Genomic DNA, 17,698 nt, shown 5'->3' on the forward strand with positions numbered 1-17,698 from the left:
GATGAATTGATGCAAACGATGGTGTCCGCTGATTGGCGCCGCAAAAGCGTGGCGCCCTGTAAGATACTGGTGCATAATGTGAAACGCTAGTCTTATGTCTTATAGAAGACTTGAGTCAGTGTGGCGATAAGGTTCTTTGGCGCAGCATTCTGCATGGCGATGCGGATGGCCCGGCTGTTCCTTCCCTGCTAAAGTGCGTTGTTGCCGCCATGTTCGGACTTGTTTTTGTAAACTCTGCAACCGCAGAGCGCGTCGCCGGCCTGTGTTGCCCGCCAGCGGTGTGTCCCACTTCGGAGATCACGATGTATCAACATATCACTGTACCTGCTGACGGCCAAAAAATCACCGTCAACGCCGATTTTTCGCTGAATGTACCAGATAATCCCATCGTTCCCTTCATTGAAGGCGATGGCACGGGCATCGATATCAGCCCGGTCATGATCAAGGTGATCGACGCTGCCGTGGCCAAGGCCTATGGCGGCGTGCGCAAGATCAGCTGGATGGAAATCTATGCGGGCGAGAAATCGACGAATGTGTACGGTCCCGATGTGTGGCTGCCGGAAGAAACGTTGGCCGTACTGAAAGATTACGTCGTCTCCATCAAGGGGCCGCTGACCACGCCCGTCGGTGGCGGCATCCGCTCGCTGAACGTGGCCCTGCGCCAGCAGCTCGATTTGTACGTCTGCCTGCGTCCCGTGCGTTACTTCACGGGCGTGCCATCGCCCGTGAAAGAGCCGGAAAAGACGGACATGGTGATTTTCCGCGAAAACTCGGAAGACATCTACGCGGGCATCGAATACCAGCAAGGCTCGCCCGAAGCCAAGAAATTGATGGATTTCCTGATCAATGAAATGGGCGTGACCAAGATCCGCTTCCCGGTCACGTCGGGCCTGGGCATCAAGCCCGTGTCCATTGAAGGCACGGAGCGCCTGGTGCGCAAGGCCATCCAGTACGCAATCGACAATGACAAGCCATCCGTGACGATCGTGCACAAAGGCAACATCATGAAGTACACGGAAGGCGGCTTCCGCGACTGGGCGTATGCGCTGGCGCAAAAGGAATTCGGCGCCGAACTGATCGATGGTGGTCCATGGTGCAAGTTCAAGAATCCGAAGACGGGCCGCGATATCATCGTCAAGGATTCCATCGCTGACGCGTTCCTGCAACAAATCCTGCTGCGTCCGGCCGAATACAGCGTCATCGCCACCTTGAATTTGAACGGCGATTACATTTCCGACGCGCTGGCGGCGCAAGTGGGCGGCATTGGCATCGCGCCGGGCGCCAACCTGTCCGACTCCGTCGCCATGTTTGAAGCGACGCATGGCACGGCGCCAAAGTATGCGGGCAAGGATTACGTGAACCCCGGTTCCCTGATCCTGTCGGCGGAAATGATGCTACGTCACATGGGCTGGCTGGAAGCGGCCGACCTGATCATTTCGTCGATGCAAAAGTCGATCGCCTCGAAGCGCGTCACCTACGATTTCGCCCGCCTGATGGAAGGCGCGACGCAAGTATCGTGCTCCGGTTTCGGCCAGGTGATGATCGAGCATATGTAACTGGAGGGGCGGGGCAGGGTGCAGCGCACCCTGCGGACGAAAAAAAACCCCGTCAGGAGACGGGGTTTTTCACATCTGAGGGCCGGCGATGCTTAGGCTGCTTGGATGTTGGAAGCTTGCTTGCCTTTAGGGCCTTGCGTGACTTCGAATTGAACTTTTTGACCTTCTTTGAGGGTCTTGAAACCGTTCATGTTGATTGCGGAGAAGTGAGCAAACAAATCTTCGCCGCCGTCATCTGGAGTGATGAAGCCAAAACCTTTGGAATCATTGAACCACTTAACTGTACCTGTTGCCATAAAAAGAACTTTCAAAATTAAAACAAATCACACGAGCCATAAAAGCAAGAAGCTTCTTGCCCCCTCCTCGACGTCTCACTTCTTATCAAGCTGTACATTACTGCAACAGTCGATACAGCATTGTTGGCGGAATAAATAATGAAGTCAAGCGCTTTTCCATCGATATTGCCAAATTCTTCACGGCAACCAAAAAAGCAACTCTTGATTTTGACAGCAAGGTCGCCATCTGCGCACTATTAAGAAAACGCGTAAGATTGAAAACAATTGGAAAGGCGTAGATATTGCGCATGACAACCACTGTGAAAGCATTAGAATAAGCGTATGGCAACCAAGCACGACACAGAAACCCTGCTGGAGCGGCAGGTGCTGAAGCCGCCACCGCTCTACCAGGTGGCCTTGCTCAATGACGACTACACACCGATGGAATTTGTGGTGGCCATCATTCAGGAGTATTTCAACAAGGACCGTGAAACGGCGACGCAAATCATGCTCAGTGTTCATCGCTACGGCAAAGGAGTGTGCGGCGTGTTCTCTAAAGATATAGCGTGTACCAAAGTGGAGTTCGTTTTAACGCATGCGCGCAAGGCGGGGCACCCCCTGCAGTGCGTGATGGAGGAAGTATGATTGCGCAGGAATTAGAAGTAAGTTTGCACATGGCGTTTGTCGAAGCTCGGCAGGCACGGCACGAATTCATCACGGTTGAGCATTTACTGCTGGCACTGCTGGACAATCCCTCCGCTGCAGAGGTGTTGCGTGCCTGCGCGGTCAATATAGAGGACCTGCGCAAGACCCTCACCAATTTCATCGGCGATAACACGCCGACCGTGCCTGGCACGGGCGAAGTCGACACCCAGCCGACGCTTGGTTTCCAGCGCGTGATCCAGCGCGCCATCATGCACGTCCAGTCCGCTTCGAATGGCAAGAAGGAGGTCACGGGCGCCAATGTGCTGGTGGCCATCTTCGGCGAAAAGGATTCGCATGCCGTCTACTACCTGCACCAGCAGGGCGTGACGCGCCTGGATGTGGTCAATTTCATTTCGCACGGCGTGCGCAAGGACCAGTCGACGGAAAGCGCGAAAGCCTCCGAAGGCGTGGAAGAAGCGCCCGTCGATGGCCAGCCGAAGGAAAGCCCGCTCGACCAGTTCACGCAAAACCTGAACAAGGCCGCTGCCGAAGGCAAGATCGACCCCCTGATCGGGCGCGAGGAAGAAGTCGACCGCGTGATCCAGATCCTGTGCCGCCGCCGCAAGAACAATCCCTTGCTGGTCGGCGAGGCGGGCGTGGGCAAGACGGCCATCGCCGAAGGGCTGGCTTATCGCATCACGCAAAGCGATGTGCCGGAAATCCTGCAGAATGCCGTCGTGTATTCGCTGGATATGGGCGCCTTGCTGGCAGGTACCAAATATCGCGGTGACTTCGAACAGCGCCTGAAAGCCGTGCTGAAGCAATTGAAGGACAATCCGAACGGCATCCTGTTCATCGACGAAATCCACACCATCATCGGTGCGGGCTCGGCTTCGGGCGGCACGCTGGACGCCTCCAATCTGCTGAAACCGGCATTGGCGAATGGCCAGCTGAAATGCATCGGCGCGACAACGTACACGGAATTCCGCGGCGTGTTTGAGAAAGATCATGCCTTGAGCCGCCGTTTCCAGAAGGTGGACGTCAACGAGCCGACCGTCGAGCAAACCGTGCAGATCCTGCGCGGCTTGAAATCGCGCTTCGAAGAGCACCATGGCGTGAAATACTCGGCCTCGGCCCTGTCGACGGCGGCCGAACTGGCGGCGCGTTTCATCAACGATCGCCATCTGCCCGACAAGGCGATCGACGTCATCGATGAAGCGGGCGCGGCACAGCGCATTCTGCCGAAGTCGAAGCAAAAGAAAACCATCGGCAAGGCCGAGATCGAGGACATCATTGCCAAGATCGCGCGCATTCCGCCGCAAACGGTCAACCAGGACGACCGCAGCAAGCTGCAGACGATCGACCGCGATTTGCGCAATGTGGTGTTTGGGCAAGATCCAGCCATCGACGCGCTGGCGTCCGCCATCAAGATGGCGCGTGCTGGCCTGGGCAAGACGGACAAGCCGATCGGCTCCTTCCTGTTCTCCGGTCCTACCGGTGTCGGCAAGACCGAGGTGGCCAAGCAACTGGCCTTCATCCTCGGCATCGAGCTGATCCGTTTCGACATGTCGGAATACATGGAACGCCACGCGGTCAGCCGTTTGATCGGCGCGCCACCGGGCTATGTTGGTTTCGACCAGGGCGGTTTGCTGACGGAAGCGATCACCAAGAAGCCGCATGCGGTCTTGCTGCTCGATGAAATTGAAAAAGCCCATCCGGACATTTTCAATATCCTGCTGCAAGTGATGGATCATGGCACCTTGACGGATAACAATGGCCGCAAAGCCGATTTCCGTAACGTGATCATCATCATGACGACGAATGCGGGTGCGGAAAGCTTGCAGAAAGCCTCGATCGGTTTCACCAATTCCAAGCAGGCAGGCGACGAGATGGCCGACATCAAGCGCATGTTCACGCCGGAATTCCGCAACCGTATTGACGCGACCATCAGCTTCCGCGCGCTGGACCAGGAAATCATCCTGCGCGTGGTCGACAAGTTCCTGATGCAGCTGGAAGAACAGTTGCACGAGAAAAAGGTTGAAGCCGTGTTTACCGAGAAGCTGCGTGCTTTCCTTGGCAAGAAAGGCTTCGATCCTTTGATGGGCGCGCGGCCGATGGCACGCCTGATCCAGGATCTGATCCGCAAGGCCCTGGCTGACGAACTGTTGTTCGGCCGCCTGGTCACGGGCGGACGGGTCACGGTCGACCTCGACGACAAGGACCAGGTCTTGTTGGAATTCCCGGAACCGCCAGACGCGGCGCCGACAGCTGCACCGGAAACGGTGGAAGTGGAATAAGCGCAGCCTGGCTGCTTTCAAAAAGAACCCGCCCACGCAAGTGGCGCGGGTTTTTTTACGTGCATACCATCAGTCAAGGAAAGTGTTGTTAAAATAACCTTGTTTAAAAATAGGTATTGCTTTTGCACAAGCTATGCAAGAATCGGGATCCCGGTGTCGGCCATGCCCCGCATCGTTTCGTGTCCCTGGCTCTTGAAAGATTGCTCAATGAAAATTTCCCGCACTCTCGTTTCCCTCCTGTTTTCCGCCGGCCTGCTGGGCAACGCCGCCGCTGCCGCCGCTCCTGCCGGCAGCTATTTCCGCTTCCCCGCCGTGCGCGGCGACACTGTCGTCTTCACGGCTGAAGGAGATGTGTGGAAAAGCAGTGTGCGTGGTGGCGCAGCGCAGCGTTTGACCACGCATCCTGGTTATGAAACGAACGCGGCTATTTCGCGCGACGGCCTGTGGCTGGCGTTTTCCGCCGCCTATGAAGGGGCACAGGAAGCGTATGTGATGCCGCTGGCCGGCGGCTTGCCGCGCCGCATTTCCTTTGACAATGGCGGCGTGCTGGTGCTGGGCTGGACGGCGCAGGGCGAGGTGCTGGTCAGCACGCAAAACACGGATGGTCCCGCCTCGCGCCGCATCGTCGCCGCCATCGACCCCGTGAAACAGACGCGGCGCGTGTTTCCCGTGGCTGACGCCAACGACGCCGTGCTCGACGACGCGGGCAAGATGCTGTTCTTCACGCGTTTCGGCCTGGCCATGACCAACGACAATGTGCGCAACTACCGGGGCGGCGCGCACGCCACACTGTGGCGCTATGATCTGGGCGGCAAGGGCGAAGCCGTGCGCATGCATACGGAGCCTGCCGTGTTGGCGGGTAACAACAAGCGCCCCATGTGGTGGCAGGGCCGTGTCTACTATATTAGCGACGCGGGCGGCAGCGACAATTTATGGAGCATGCTGCCCGACGGCTCCGACCGCCGCGCCCTGACTAGCCACACGCAGTGGGACGTGCGCAATGCCGCGCTGGGCGATGGCAAGGTCGTCTACCAGCTGGGCGCCGATTTGCACGTGCTGGACCTGAACGTTCCTGCAACAGGCGCTTCGCAGCCGCTGGCCATCAGCCTCGTGTCCGATTTCGATCAGCAGCGCGCGCGCCAGATCCGCTCGCCACTCGATACCTTGAGCAATGTCCAGGTGTCGGGCAAGGATGAGCGCATCATTCTCACTGCAAGGGGCCGCGTCAGCATCGCCGGCACGGGCAGCCTGCGCCGCGTCGATATCGCCATTCCCGAAGGGGCGAGGGCGCGCGATGCCGTCTTTTCCAGCGACGAGAAATCCGTCTTCGCCATCGTCGACACGAGCGGGGAAAACGAAATCTGGAAGTACGCCGCCGATGGCTCGGGCAAGGGCGAGCAGCTGACGACGCAGGGCGATAATCACCGTTGGAAACTGTATCCGTCACCGGACGGACGCTGGCTGGCGCACACGGATAAAAAAGGCCGCTTCTGGCTGCTGGACCTGGCAACGAAGGGCAACCAGTTGATCGATGACGCAGGCAAGGCGGGCGTGGACAAGCACGACGAAGTGCAATGGTCACCCGACAGCCGCAATCTGGCCATCGTGCGCGTGGCCAGCAACGAGCAGCGCGAGCAGATCGGCTTGTACAACCTGGCATCGAAGCAGCTGCAATTCGTCACCAGCGACCGCTATACGTCCGGTTCGCCCGTGTTTTCGCCCGATGGGCGCTGGCTGTATTTCCTGTCGGCGCGTAATTTCCAGCTGGCCAACGGTTCGCCATGGGGCGACCGCAACATGGGCCCCGTGTTCGACAAGCGCATCGGCGTGTATGCGCTGGCGCTGCAGCCGGGCAACCGGTTCCCGTTCCAGCCCGACGATGAGCTGAGTCGCCCGGGCGTCAAGCCGGCCGAGACGGACGATGAAAAGGCGGCCGAACAGGCGGCAGAAAAGGCCCTGGAGAAGGCGGGTGGCAAGACGGCCGTGAAGAAAGCTCCAATCGCGCTGCCGGCCATCGTCAGCCAGGGTCTGGCCGAGCGCCTGTATGAAGTGCCGCTGGCGGCGGGCAACTACAGCGCGCTGGCCGCCGATGACAAGCGCCTGTATTTCCTTGAGCGCGACAGCGGCGAGAACAAGTCCAGCCTGAAGACCCTCGCCATCGGCAATACCGGCTCCAAGCCGGAACTGCTGGTGGCCAATGTGCGTGAATTCGACCTGGCGACGGATAAGAAACACCTGTATTACAGGACGGCGGCCGCCACCGGCCCGGGCGAGATGCTGGTGATCGAGGCGGGCGCCAAGCTGCCGGCCGACCTGTCGAAGGCAAAAGTCAAAGTCGACGACTGGACGTTTGTGTCGAATCCGCGCCTGGAGTGGAAGCAGATGTTCAACGACGCCTGGCGCTTGCACCGCGACTTCCTGTACGACGCGAAGATGCGCGGCGTGAACTGGAAGGCCGCGCGCGACAAGTATGCACCGCTGGTCGAACGGGTAACGGACCGGGCCGAGCTCAATGACGTGCTGGGCATGATGGTGGCCGAAGTGGGCGCCCTGCATTCGCAGATCCGTCCCGGCGAATTGCGCCGCACGGAACAGGAAGGCACGCCGGCGGGCCTGGGCGCCGTGCTGACGCGTACCAGCGACGGCTACCTAGTCGAGCATGTCTACCGCAGCGAAGCGGAACTGCCTTCGGCCCGCGCGCCCCTGTCGCGGCCCGACGTGGATGTGAAGGCGGGCGACGTGATCACGTCCGTCAATGGCAAGGATGTGCTGGCCGCGCGCGACATCAGCGACCTGCTGCTGAACCAGGCCGATAAACAGGTGCTGTTGCAGGTCAAGCGTGGCAATGGCAAGGGGGGCACGCCGCGCGCCGTCATCGTCACGCCCGTGAACATGGCGAAACAGACGGCGCTGCGCTATGGCGACTGGGAATTGAGCCGCGCCGAGCAGGTCGCTGCTGCCTCGCAGGGACGCATCGGCTACCTGCACCTGCGTGCTATGGGACCCAGTGACATCGCCTCGTTCGCGCGCGATTTTTACGCCAACATCAACCGCGAAGGCCTGATCATCGACGTGCGGCGCAATAACGGCGGCAATATCGATAGCTGGATCATCGAAAAACTGCTGCGCAAGGCCTGGGCTTACTGGGCACCGCCGGGCGTGCAGCCGTCGTCGAACATGCAGAATACCTTCCGCGGCCACCTGGTGGTGCTGGTTGATGAACTGACCTACTCGGATGGCGAGACCTTCGCCGCCGGCATCAAGTCCCTGGGCCTGGCGCCGCTGGTGGGCAAGCGCACGGCCGGCGCGGGCGTCTGGCTCAGCGACAATGCGCGCCTGCTGGATAACGGCATGGCGCGCGTGGCGGAAAATGGCCAGTTCGGCATCGATGGCCAGTGGCTGATCGAAGGCGTGGGCGTGGTGCCGGATGTGGAGGTGGAGAACCCGCCGCACGCCACCTTTCATGGTGCCGACCGCCAGCTGGAAGTGGCGCTCGACATGCTGGCGAAAAAGCTCAAGGAACAGCCGCGTCCCGCCTTCCAGGCGCAGCCGATACCCGCGCTGAAGTAAGGGGGCTACAGGCCGGTGACAGCCTTGAACTGCTGCGCGCGGCGGCGCGACACTTCGATCAGGCTGCCGTCCAGCAGGCGCAGCTCGAGACCATCGGCCGCATTCTGCGCGAGTTGTGCGACCTGCGCCAGGTTGACGATCTGGCGCCGGTTGGCGCGCAAGAACAGGGTGGAATCGAGCTTCTCTTCCAGCTGGTTCAGGGAGCGCAGCATCAGCGGCTGCTGCGTGCCGAAATGCACGCGCGTGTAGTTACCTTCCGATTCCAGCAGGCGGATATCGTCAAACGCCACAAACCAGCAGCGTTCCCCATCCTTGATGAATACCTTGCGCGGCGCGGGCGACGGTGCCGCCCGCACCCTCGCGCCGACCTTCGCCAGCGCCGTCGCCAGGCGCGCCGCCTGCACGGGTTTTTGCAGGTAGTCGAGGGCGCTCACTTCAAACGCCTGCAGCGCGTACTGGTCGAAGGCCGTGCAAAAGATGACGTCGGGAGCATCATCCAACGCGGCCAGCAGGTCGAAACCGGAGCCGCCCGGCATTTGCACGTCGAGCAGCAGCAGGTCGGGCCGCAGCTTGTCGAACTGCGCGACGGCGTCGGCCGCGCTGGCCGCCTCGCCGATGATCTCCACAGCACTTTGCTGAACATGCGGCGCGAGCAGGCGACGCAGTTCGGCGCGCGCCAGGCGCTCGTCATCGACCAGCAGTACCTTGAGTGGTTGACCGTTCATGCTTGCTCCGGCAGGTGGATGGTGGCGTATACCCAGCCCGCCTGTTCGCGCAGTTCCAGGCTGGAGCACTCGCCGCAGGCCAGCTGCAAGCGCTGTCGCGCATTGCGCAAGCCGACGCAGGTGGAGTTGCCTGGCTCGCGCAAGGCGCCCGTGTTGGCCACATCGATCTGCAGCATGGTGGTGCCGTCGGCAGGACTGGAACGCCGCGCTGCTATGCGGATGTCGCCGCCATCGGCGCTTGTTTCGACGCCATACTTGACGGCGTTTTCCACCAGTGTTTGCAGGGCCATGGGCGGCACGCGCACGTGATCGATGCCGGGGGCGATGTCGAAGCTGACGCGCAGGCGTTCCTCGAAGCGACTCTGTTCGATCGCCAGGTAGGCGCGCACGGCGTCCAGTTCGGCCGCCAGCGGCACGGTCGCGTGCTGGCTGGACTGCAGCGCGTGGCGCATCAGGTTGGCCAACTGGTCGATCATGCGCGCGGCTGCCTCGCGGTCTTCGAACATCAGCGCGCGCACGCTATTGAGGCTGTTGAAGAAAAAATGCGGATTGATTTGCGCCTGCAGGGCGCGCAACTGGGCATCCTTGGCCAGTACTTCCAGGCGCAGCGCCTCGGCCTCGAAGCGGCTGGCGCGGCGCAGCGACAGCGCGGTGAAGTAAAACACCGTCCAGGTCAGGAATACCCCGAACCAGAACAGCAACGCGCCGGGCAGCCAGGCGATGCCGCGGATGGTGTCCGGCGGATACATGACGTGGAAGGCGGCCGTCACGCTGGCCGTCTGGATGGCGGCCAGCACGATCAGCGACGGCACGATGCGTTTCCAGCGCAAGCCGTTCGCCGCCCAGCCGTGCCGGCGCAGCACGCCATGCCACAGGTGCGACAGCAGCAACCCGCCCAGGGAACCCCAGCTGGCAATCGTCACGACGATGCGTAGCAGCGTGGAGCCGCCATACACGCTATTGAACAAGGTGAGTGCGCCCCAGCCGGCCAGCTGGAAGGTCCAGTACCAGTTGATCCTGGCCAGCAGTGGCGGCCGGTGCAAGGGCGCGTTCACGGCCTAGTCCAGGAACTGTTCGATGCGCGCATACATCCAGTCCGGCTGGTCGTACATGATGAAGTGGCGCGCCGTGTCGGCGAGCGTGACTTTTACGCCAGGCAGCTGAGCATACTGTTGCTGGAAGGTCGCTTCGATGGCGGCGCGCGGCGCATAGTCCTTGTAGGCGATCCAGGTGCCCAGCACCAGCGTGGGCGAGGAAATACGCGCCACGTCCTGGCGCAGGTCGCTGGCCAGCAGGGTGCCCATGGCCTTGATCACCGTTTCGCGGTCCGAACGCTGGCCCCAGCCGAAGATGCGTTCCACGTCGGCCGGCGCGCTGGCCATGCCTGTGACGGTGCGGCGCTGGCTGGCGCTGGAACTGGCCGCATCCTGCGCGCGCATGGCCGCTTGCATCTGTGTTGACATGGCTTGCAATTGCTGCGGCGTGATGGACGGCAGTTGCGTCGCTCCCAGCGCCGGCAGCGAGTCGACGATCACCAGCTTGCCTGTTTGTGCCGGATGGTCGATAGCCATTTTCAGGGCCAGGAAGCCGCCCAGGCTATGCCCGATGATGGCCGGCTGGCCCAGTTTTTGGGTGCCGATGTAGTCGGCCAGTTGTTGCTCGGCCTGCGCCAGCAAGTCGCCTGCGATGGGCGCCACGCCGGCAAAGCCGGCCAGTGTCAGCACGTGGCATTGGCGTGCGGCTTGCGGGCCGCACAGGCGCGCCACCGTACCTTGCCAGACTTCGCCCGAGGACGCCAGGCCGGGAATGAGGATGAGGGGGCGGCCTTGTCCGGTGACGTCGACCGTGAAGGCATTGGGTGCGGCGGCCTGGCTGGCACCCGCCAGCAGCACGGTGGTGAGCAAGATGCATGTTTGCAGTGTTCGTTTCATGGGGTACTCCTCCTTGACGGCCATGCTAGCGGCGCAGGCAAGCGGCCGCCAGTGCCGCGGGATGAGCGGCAGCAGGGAGGGATGAGTGGTTCAGAGCCACACATCCTGATCCTGGCGGTGATCCGGAAGATAGGTCAGGTACTGAACCATGCGCGGCGCCGGGCCGCGGTTGGGCGTGGCGCAATGGGGCAGGGCCTGGTGCCAGATGATGAAATCACCGGCCATGCCTTCGACGGGCACGGGCCGCAAGTCTTCGATGGCCCATTCGCGCGGCTGGCGCCCCGGCGGCACTTGCCGCAGCCAGTTGGCCATGTGCCGCTGGAAGCCGGGCACGCAGTGAAAGGCGCCGTGCTGCGCGGGACAGTCGCTCAGGTACAGCATGCCTTGCAGCTTGAAGGGAATCGGCTGTTGCAGGCTGACGTCCCAGTGCAGGGCGCTGCCAACGAAGCGGTGCTGCGGTGTTTCCGGCGGATTGAAGCTCACCTTGTCGATGCTGGCGTAGATGCCGGCGCCGGTGCCGTATAGCTGCTGATAGGCGTGGCGTATGTGCGCGCTGTGGCGGTTTTCCTCGAGGGCAGGATGGTCGGAAAACTGCAGCATCAGGCCCCGTTTGCCCGGGTGCGGCTGGTACCACGATGCCGCATCATCCGGGCTGGCGCCCAGATAGTCCCAGATGGCCGCCTGGGCGGCGGCGCAGTGCGCGCGCGGCACGACGCCGCGCAGCACCAGATAGCCGTGCTCCTCGAAATGGCGCAGCTCGGCGGCGGACAGCACGTCCTGATGGGGACTGGCGGCGTGTGCCGGGCGTGGGCGCGTGCGCGCGGCGATCCAGTCTGTGTAGGCCTGCAGGGTCGGTCGTTGCTGATACAGGAAGTGCAGCGTGTCTTCCATCGAAATGCCGCGTGCGTACAGGGCCTTGATATCCAGGTGGTCGCGCGCCAGTGCGCCGCTGCCGGTGGCGCCGCCGTGTCCCGTGCAGCGCTGCCATAAATCGTGCAGGTGAGGCCAGTCGTCCATGGTGTTTTGGGTAGGGTTGAAAAAATCAGCCGGCGCGCAGCCGGCGCCACAGGGTGGTGCGGCTGATGCCCAGGTAGCTTGCGGCCGCATCGCGGCGCCCGCCGAAGCGCGCCAGCACGGCGCTGGCGCTTTCCTCCTCGCGCTGCTGCGCAATGGCGGCAGCCGGCGCCGGCAAAGCCGTGGCCGGGCCGGCGCCTTGCGCCAACTCCGGCGCCACACCCAGCACAAAGGCGGGCGTGAGCGCCTGCAGCGGTTCGGCGGCCAGGAACAGCGCCAGGCGCTCGGCCAGGTTGCGCAGTTCGCGCACGTTGCCGGGCCAGTCGTAGCGGCGCAGCAGCGGCGCGCAGGCGACGATTTCCGCGTGCAGGTTGGGGTGCGGGCGGGCGCCCAGCGCGGCCAGCGCGTTCTTCAGCGACCACTCGGCCAGGCCCGGAATATCGCTGGCACGTTCGCGCAAGGCGGGCAAATGCAGGCGCAGCACGGCCAGGCGGTAGAACAGGTCGGCGCGGAAGCGTCCTTCGCGAATGCGCTGCTCCAGGTCGCAGTGGGTGGCGCTGATGATGCGCACATTGATGGCGATGGGCCGCGTGCCGCCAACGCGCACCACTTCGCGCTCTTCCAGCACACGCAGCAAGCGCGTTTGCAGGGGGAGCGGCATTTCGCCGATTTCATCGAGGAAGAGCGTGCCATGGTTGGCCGCCTCGAACAGGCCCGCATGGCCGCCCCGGCGTGCGCCCGTAAAGGCCCCATCCTCGTGGCCGAACAGCTCCGATTCGAGCAAGGACTCGGCGATGGCGCCGCAATTGATGGCGATGAAGGGCCGGTTCGCGCCCAGGCTGCGCGGGCTTTCGCGGTGGATGGCCTGCGCCACCAGTTCCTTGCCGCTGCCCGTTTCGCCCTGGATCAGCACCGTCGCCGGCGAGCGGGCGTACAGTACCACCGACTGGCGCAGCGTTTCCATCGCTTCCGATTCGCCGCGCAAATCGTGCAGGCCGTGCCGCGCGCGCAAAGTGTCGGCCACCACAGGGCGCCTCCCGCGGTTCGATTCGATCTGGGTCAGGCGCGCCAGTTCCAGCGCGTCGTCGAAGGCGCGGCGGATGGCCGTGGCCGAATACACGAAGACGGCGGCCAGTCCCGCCTCCTCGGCCAGGTCGGTGACGAGGCCCGCGCCGACGACGGCCTTGACGCCGGCTGCCTTCAGTTCGTTGATCTGCGCGCGCGCATCTTCCTCGGTGGCATAGGTGCGCTGGGCAATCTGGAAGCCGAAGGTGGCGGCAAATTCGGCCAGTTCCGGCATCGGATCCTGGTAGGTGACCACGCCGATGTCCGGCGAGATGCGCCGCGCGCGCGCCAGCGCCTGCATCACGTCGTAGCCGCTGGCCTTGGCGATGATGACGGGTACCGACAGCCGGCCTTTCAGGTAGGCACCGTTCGAACCGGCCGCGATGACGGCGTCGCAGCGCTCGGTGGCCATGCGTTCGCGGATGTGGCGCACGGCGTCGTCGAAGCCCAGGTTGATCGGCTCAATCGTCGCCAGGTCGTCGTATTCGAGCGTGATGTCGCGGAACAGGTCGAACAAACGCGAGACGGAGACGGTCCAGATGACGGGTTTGTCGCGGTGGTCGAGCGGAGGTTGGGGAGGGCGGCGCATGCTTTATTCTAAACGATTTGTTTCATTTTCTTGCCTTGCAACGGCTTTGCAACGGGCGTGTTGCAAGTGGTCTGTGGCGTTTCAGATATTGCCAATAAGGAATATGAAAAAACCGCCGGAAACTGGTTTATGATCTAACAGCACCATGATGCTTGGAAGATTGTTTTACCCAGGCGTATGTTCACTTTGCCTTTAACCATCCATGGCGTCCATGAACCGAGTGCCGACCAGTCCCGATATCATCGCCGATGCCTTGCAACTCATCGCCTTGCCCGCCTGCGCCTGCGATGCCTGCGGCATGGTGGTCGCGGTGAATGGCGCCTTGAATGCCTTGCTGGGCAAGGATGTGTCGGGCCGGCTGCTGGCCGACTGTTTTACGGACGCCTACCGCGCGTCGAGCACCAGCATGCTGCGTGGCGCGCTGGGTGCGGCCGGGCGCGAGCGTCACTGGGACAGCAGCCTGGAGGGAATGGGTGCCGCCATCGCCGTGCAGGTATGGGCCAAGCCGTTGCCGGTGGGCGATGGCTTGCCGGGCGCGACTCTGGTGTTTGCCGACATCAGCGTGCAGCAGCGTGACCAGCAAGCCTTGCGCAAGACCTTGCTGGAGCAACAGGCCATCCTGGAAAGCGCGGCCGTCGGCATCGTGTTTTCCAGGGGCGGCTTCATCGAGGAGTGCAATATCCGCGCCGCCGAGATGCTCGGCTATGCGCGCCACCAGTTGACGGGCATGCCGGGCGCGGTGCTGTACCGCTCCGCCGAGCATTGCCGCATCCTGGGGCTGGAAGCGGCGCCGCTGCTCTCCAAGGGCAAGCCCTACCGCACGGAACTGGAATTGCGGCGCCAGGATGGCTCGCTGTTCTGGAGCCGTCTGCACGGGCGCGCCGTCGATCCCTTGAATACGCATGACGGTACCGTATGGATTATCGAGGACATCAGCGACCATCGGCGTGATGAAGACCAGTTGCGCCGCGCCATGCTGGAAATGCAGGCCGTGATGGATAACGCGCCGCTGGCCATCGGTTTTCAGCGCGAGAAAGGCGTGCTGCGCTACAACCGGCGCTTTGCCGAATGCTTCGGCTTTGATGGCGACAGCGGCGTGGGCCTGGCCGTCGCCGACCTTTACCCGTCGCGCGCGGCTTACGAGAACGTGGTGCGGCAAGCGTCGCCCCTGCTGCGGCGCGGCCAGCCGTTCCAGGGCGAGATGGAAATGCGCCGCCGCGACGGCTCCACATTCTGGGCGCTGGCGTATGGCTATGTACTGAACCCCGAGAGCCAGACCGACCGCGGCTTGCGCGACACGATCTGGCTGTTCGACGACCGCAGTGCGCAGAAGGCTGCCGAGGAGGCCACGCGCCAGCTGATGCTGGAGCAGCAGGCCATCCTCGACAATGCCTCCGTCGGCATCCTGTTTTCGCGTTCGCGCCTGGTCCTGCGCTGCAATCCCCGCTTCGCCGAAATGTTCGGCTACGCGCAAGAGGAGATGACGGGCTTGCCCGCTGCCGCGCTGTTTCCCTCGCCTGCCGCCTACGAGGAGTTTGGCGCGCAAGCCACGCCGCTGCTGGGGCAGGGCTTGCCGTACGAACGGGATGAAGCGCTGTTCCGCCGCCGCGATGGCAAGCTGTTCTGGTGCCGCATCCGCGCCAAGGCCGTCGACCAGGCGCACAGCGAGAAGGGCACGATCTGGATACTCGAAGACGTCACGGACAGCCGCCAGGCGCAGATGGAGGTGGCGGCCATCATGACGAATGCCTCGGTGAGCATCCTGTATACCAAGAACCGCCTGATCACGCGCTACAACCTGGGCTTTGCCGCGATGTTCGGCTACAGCGGCGACGAGGCGCTGGGTTTGCCCGGACGCGCGCTGTACGTGTCGCAGCAGTCCTACGACTTGCTGGGCGCGGCGGCCTTTCCCTTCCTGTCGGTGGCCAAGCCGTTCCAGACGGAAGTGGAAATGATACGCCGCGACGGCAGCACCTTGTGGGCGCAGCTGATCGCCTACGTCGTCAATCCGGACGATCCCGCCGCCGGCACCATCTGGATCATCGAGGACCGCACGGAAGCCAAGCGCGCCGAAGAATCCTTGCGCAATGCGCTGCTGGAAAACCAGGCCATCCTCGACAGCGCCGTGCTGGGCATCTCGGTGGTGGAGGGCGGCTACAATTTGCGCGCCAACAGCAAGATGGAAGAGCTTTTCGGCTATGGTCCCGGCGAGATCAACGGCCTGTCGGTGCAGGCCCTGTATCCGGACGTGGCCGCGTGGAAGACGGCACGCGGCGAGACGGCGCGCGACTTTGCGGCTGGCAGGGTGCACATGTCGGAATACCAGCTGGTGCGCAAGGATGGAAGCCGTTTCTGGGCGCGGCTGTCCGGCCGGCCGTTTGACCTGGCGCATGCGCACGGTCGCTCGGTGTGGCTGGTCGACGATGTGACGGCGCGCCGCGAGGCGGCCGAGGCGGTGCGCCACGCGCGCGACGAACTGGAGCTGCGCGTGCACGAACGCACGGCCGAACTGGCCGGCGCCAATTTGCTGCTGCAGGGCGAGATCGTCGAGCGGCGCCAGGCCGAGGCGCGCGTGCATCACATGGCCTACCACGACAACCTGACGGGTTTACCGAACCGCGCGCTGTTGTCGGACCGCCTGGAGCGGGCCATGCTGGCCTCGCAGCGCTCCGGGCGCAAGCTGGCCGTGATGTTCATCGACCTGGACCGCTTCAAGACCATCAACGATTCGCTGGGCCACATGACGGGCGATTTGCTCCTCAAGGAAGTGGCTGCCCGGCTGTGCCGCGCGGTGCGCGCCAGCGATACGGTGGCGCGTTTGGGCGGCGACGAATTCGTCGTGCTGGCGCCTGGCATCCGCGACAACGACGAGGCGGCGCGCGTGGCCGAGAAGATCATCGAGGCGCTGACGCCCGCTTTTCCGCTCGACGGCCATGTGCTGCATGTGACGCCGTCGATTGGCATCTGCTTGTATCCGGACGATGGCGGCGATGTCGACGCCCTGATGCGCCATGCCGATGCTGCCATGTACCACGCCAAGGGCAATGGCCGCAATAATTACCAGTTCTTCACGCAGACGATGAACCAGGCGGCGGCCCTGCACTTCGACCTGGAAAGCAGCTTGCGCACGGCGCTGGCACTGCAGCAGTTCGAACTGTTTTACCAGCCCATTATCGATATCGCCACGCGCCGCCTGCATGGTATGGAAGTACTGCTGCGCTGGCGCCGTCCCGGTCATGGCCTGGTGCTGCCTGACCGCTTCATTCCCATCATGGAGGAAAATGGCTTGATCGTGCCGGTGGGCGAATGGGTCATGCGCCAGGCATGCGAGCAAAGCATGGCCTGGCAGCGTCAAGGCTTGCAGCCCGTACCCCTGGCGGTAAACCTGTCGCCGCGCCAGTTCATGCACAAGGGCCTGGTGGCGGCCATCGGCGCCGTGGTGCGGGAAACGGGAATCGATCCGGCTCTGCTGGAATTCGAGATCACCGAGACGGCGCTGATGCAGCACGGCGAGCATACCCTGGAGATTTTACGGCAGATCAATGGCATGGGCCTGCGCCTGTCGATCGACGATTTCGGCACCGGCTATTCCAGCCTGGCCTACCTGAAGCGCTTCCCCGTGAAAAAGGTCAAGATCGACCGTGCCTTCATCAAGGACCTGGAACACAGCGCGGAAGACCGCGCCATCGTGGCGGCCATCATCGCGCTGGCCGACAGCCTGCAATTGTCGACCGTGGCCGAGGGCGTGGAGACGGAAGAGCAGTTCGCCCTGCTGCAGGCGAACGGCTGCCGCTATGCGCAGGGCTATCTGTTTTCTGCGCCGGTACCGGCAGTCAATGCGCAGGTACTATTGGAACGCGGAACATAAGCTGCTGCGCGTCGGTATAGGTAGCCTGCGATGCTCACCGTGCTCGAGCACGGCTGCACCTCTCGGCCACCTCTCCCTTCCGCTCGCGACGCTTCTGTCAGGCGTTCTTGAATGATTAGTCGATGGTGGCGATGACGGGCGCATGGTCGGACGGCTGTTCCCA

At 62.9% G+C, this 17,698-nt stretch carries 11 protein-coding genes; 5 read left to right on the forward strand and 6 right to left on the reverse strand.

The genetic code is table 11. The features are described 5' to 3' along the window. Positions 1 to 302: 302 nt before the first annotated feature. The gene (icd, locus tag ACQ4WZ_RS20825) at positions 303 to 1,556 is read left to right on the forward strand and encodes an NADP-dependent isocitrate dehydrogenase (RefSeq protein WP_436574407.1); all 1,254 of its coding nucleotides are present in this window, start codon (positions 303 to 305) and stop codon (positions 1,554 to 1,556) included. A gap of 92 nt (positions 1,557 to 1,648) precedes the next feature. On the opposite strand, the gene cspE is transcribed toward icd, so the two are convergent. Next, positions 1,649 to 1,852 (reverse strand): transcription antiterminator/RNA stability regulator CspE, encoded by a 204-nt coding sequence (cspE, locus tag ACQ4WZ_RS20830; protein WP_010395943.1) that lies wholly within the window; start codon positions 1,850 to 1,852, stop codon positions 1,649 to 1,651. 321 nt (positions 1,853 to 2,173) lie between these two features. Between cspE and clpS the strand changes: the two genes are divergently transcribed. From clpS to ACQ4WZ_RS20845, 3 genes are all read left to right on the forward strand, one after another. Next, a complete protein-coding gene (gene clpS, locus ACQ4WZ_RS20835; RefSeq protein WP_034751577.1) occupies positions 2,174 to 2,476 on the forward strand; it encodes an ATP-dependent Clp protease adapter ClpS in 303 nt (100 codons plus the stop codon). Continuing rightward, positions 2,473 to 4,773 carry an ATP-dependent Clp protease ATP-binding subunit ClpA gene (gene clpA, locus ACQ4WZ_RS20840; protein ID WP_101484376.1) on the forward strand — a complete coding sequence of 767 codons (2,301 nt, stop codon included), beginning with the start codon at positions 2,473 to 2,475 and terminating at the stop codon, positions 4,771 to 4,773. Before clpS ends, clpA begins: the two co-directional genes overlap by 4 nt. A 207-nt stretch (positions 4,774 to 4,980) precedes the next feature. Continuing rightward, positions 4,981 to 8,343 carry a S41 family peptidase gene (locus ACQ4WZ_RS20845; protein WP_436574408.1) on the forward strand — a complete coding sequence of 1,121 codons (3,363 nt, stop codon included), beginning with the start codon at positions 4,981 to 4,983 and terminating at the stop codon, positions 8,341 to 8,343. A 5-nt stretch (positions 8,344 to 8,348) separates the two neighbouring features. Here ACQ4WZ_RS20845 and ACQ4WZ_RS20850 read toward each other — a convergent pair whose 3' ends face one another. The 5 genes from ACQ4WZ_RS20850 to prpR form a co-directional block, all read right to left on the reverse strand. Continuing rightward, a complete protein-coding gene (locus ACQ4WZ_RS20850; RefSeq protein WP_436574409.1) occupies positions 8,349 to 9,068 on the reverse strand; it encodes a LytR/AlgR family response regulator transcription factor in 720 nt (239 codons plus the stop codon). Then, positions 9,065 to 10,123 carry a sensor histidine kinase gene (locus ACQ4WZ_RS20855; RefSeq protein ID WP_436574410.1) on the reverse strand — a complete coding sequence of 353 codons (1,059 nt, stop codon included), beginning with the start codon at positions 10,121 to 10,123 and terminating at the stop codon, positions 9,065 to 9,067. Before ACQ4WZ_RS20855 ends, ACQ4WZ_RS20850 begins: the two co-directional genes overlap by 4 nt. A gap of 3 nt (positions 10,124 to 10,126) precedes the next feature. Further along, positions 10,127 to 10,999, reverse strand: a complete 873-nt coding sequence (locus ACQ4WZ_RS20860) for an alpha/beta fold hydrolase (RefSeq protein WP_436574411.1) — start codon at positions 10,997 to 10,999, stop codon at positions 10,127 to 10,129. A 90-nt stretch (positions 11,000 to 11,089) separates the two neighbouring features. Further along, the gene (locus ACQ4WZ_RS20865) at positions 11,090 to 12,016 is read right to left on the reverse strand and encodes a phytanoyl-CoA dioxygenase family protein (RefSeq protein ID WP_436574412.1); all 927 of its coding nucleotides are present in this window, start codon (positions 12,014 to 12,016) and stop codon (positions 11,090 to 11,092) included. A 25-nt stretch (positions 12,017 to 12,041) separates the two neighbouring features. Continuing rightward, a complete protein-coding gene (gene prpR / locus ACQ4WZ_RS20870) occupies positions 12,042 to 13,667 on the reverse strand; it encodes a propionate catabolism operon regulatory protein PrpR (protein ID WP_436574413.1) in 1,626 nt (541 codons plus the stop codon). Between the two features lie 211 nt (positions 13,668 to 13,878). Between prpR and ACQ4WZ_RS20875 the strand changes: the two genes are divergently transcribed. Further along, positions 13,879 to 17,535, forward strand: coding sequence for a sensor domain-containing protein (locus ACQ4WZ_RS20875; RefSeq protein WP_436574414.1), 3,657 nt, complete (start codon positions 13,879 to 13,881; stop codon positions 17,533 to 17,535). The last annotated feature ends 163 nt before the right edge of the window (positions 17,536 to 17,698 follow it).

It is taken from the genome of Janthinobacterium darwini, assembly GCF_051380905.1.
GTDB lineage: Bacteria > Pseudomonadota > Gammaproteobacteria > Burkholderiales > Burkholderiaceae_D > Janthinobacterium.

Bases quoted from the DNA above. Each gene is read 5' to 3' on its own strand.
- icd (WP_436574407.1), top strand. From the start codon at position 303: ATGTATCAACATATCACTGTACCTGCTGACGGCCAAAAAATCACCGTC.
- cspE (WP_010395943.1), bottom strand. From the start codon at position 1,852: ATGGCAACAGGTACAGTTAAGTGGTTCAATGATTCCAAAGGTTTTGGC.
- clpS (WP_034751577.1), top strand. From the start codon at position 2,174: ATGGCAACCAAGCACGACACAGAAACCCTGCTGGAGCGGCAGGTGCTG.
- clpA (WP_101484376.1), top strand. From the start codon at position 2,473: ATGATTGCGCAGGAATTAGAAGTAAGTTTGCACATGGCGTTTGTCGAA.
- ACQ4WZ_RS20845 (WP_436574408.1), top strand. From the start codon at position 4,981: ATGAAAATTTCCCGCACTCTCGTTTCCCTCCTGTTTTCCGCCGGCCTG.
- ACQ4WZ_RS20850 (WP_436574409.1), bottom strand. From the start codon at position 9,068: ATGAACGGTCAACCACTCAAGGTACTGCTGGTCGATGACGAGCGCCTG.
- ACQ4WZ_RS20860 (WP_436574411.1), bottom strand. From the start codon at position 10,999: ATGAAACGAACACTGCAAACATGCATCTTGCTCACCACCGTGCTGCTG.
- ACQ4WZ_RS20865 (WP_436574412.1), bottom strand. From the start codon at position 12,016: ATGGACGACTGGCCTCACCTGCACGATTTATGGCAGCGCTGCACGGGA.
- prpR (WP_436574413.1), bottom strand. From the start codon at position 13,667: ATGCGCCGCCCTCCCCAACCTCCGCTCGACCACCGCGACAAACCCGTC.
- ACQ4WZ_RS20875 (WP_436574414.1), top strand. From the start codon at position 13,879: ATGAACCGAGTGCCGACCAGTCCCGATATCATCGCCGATGCCTTGCAA.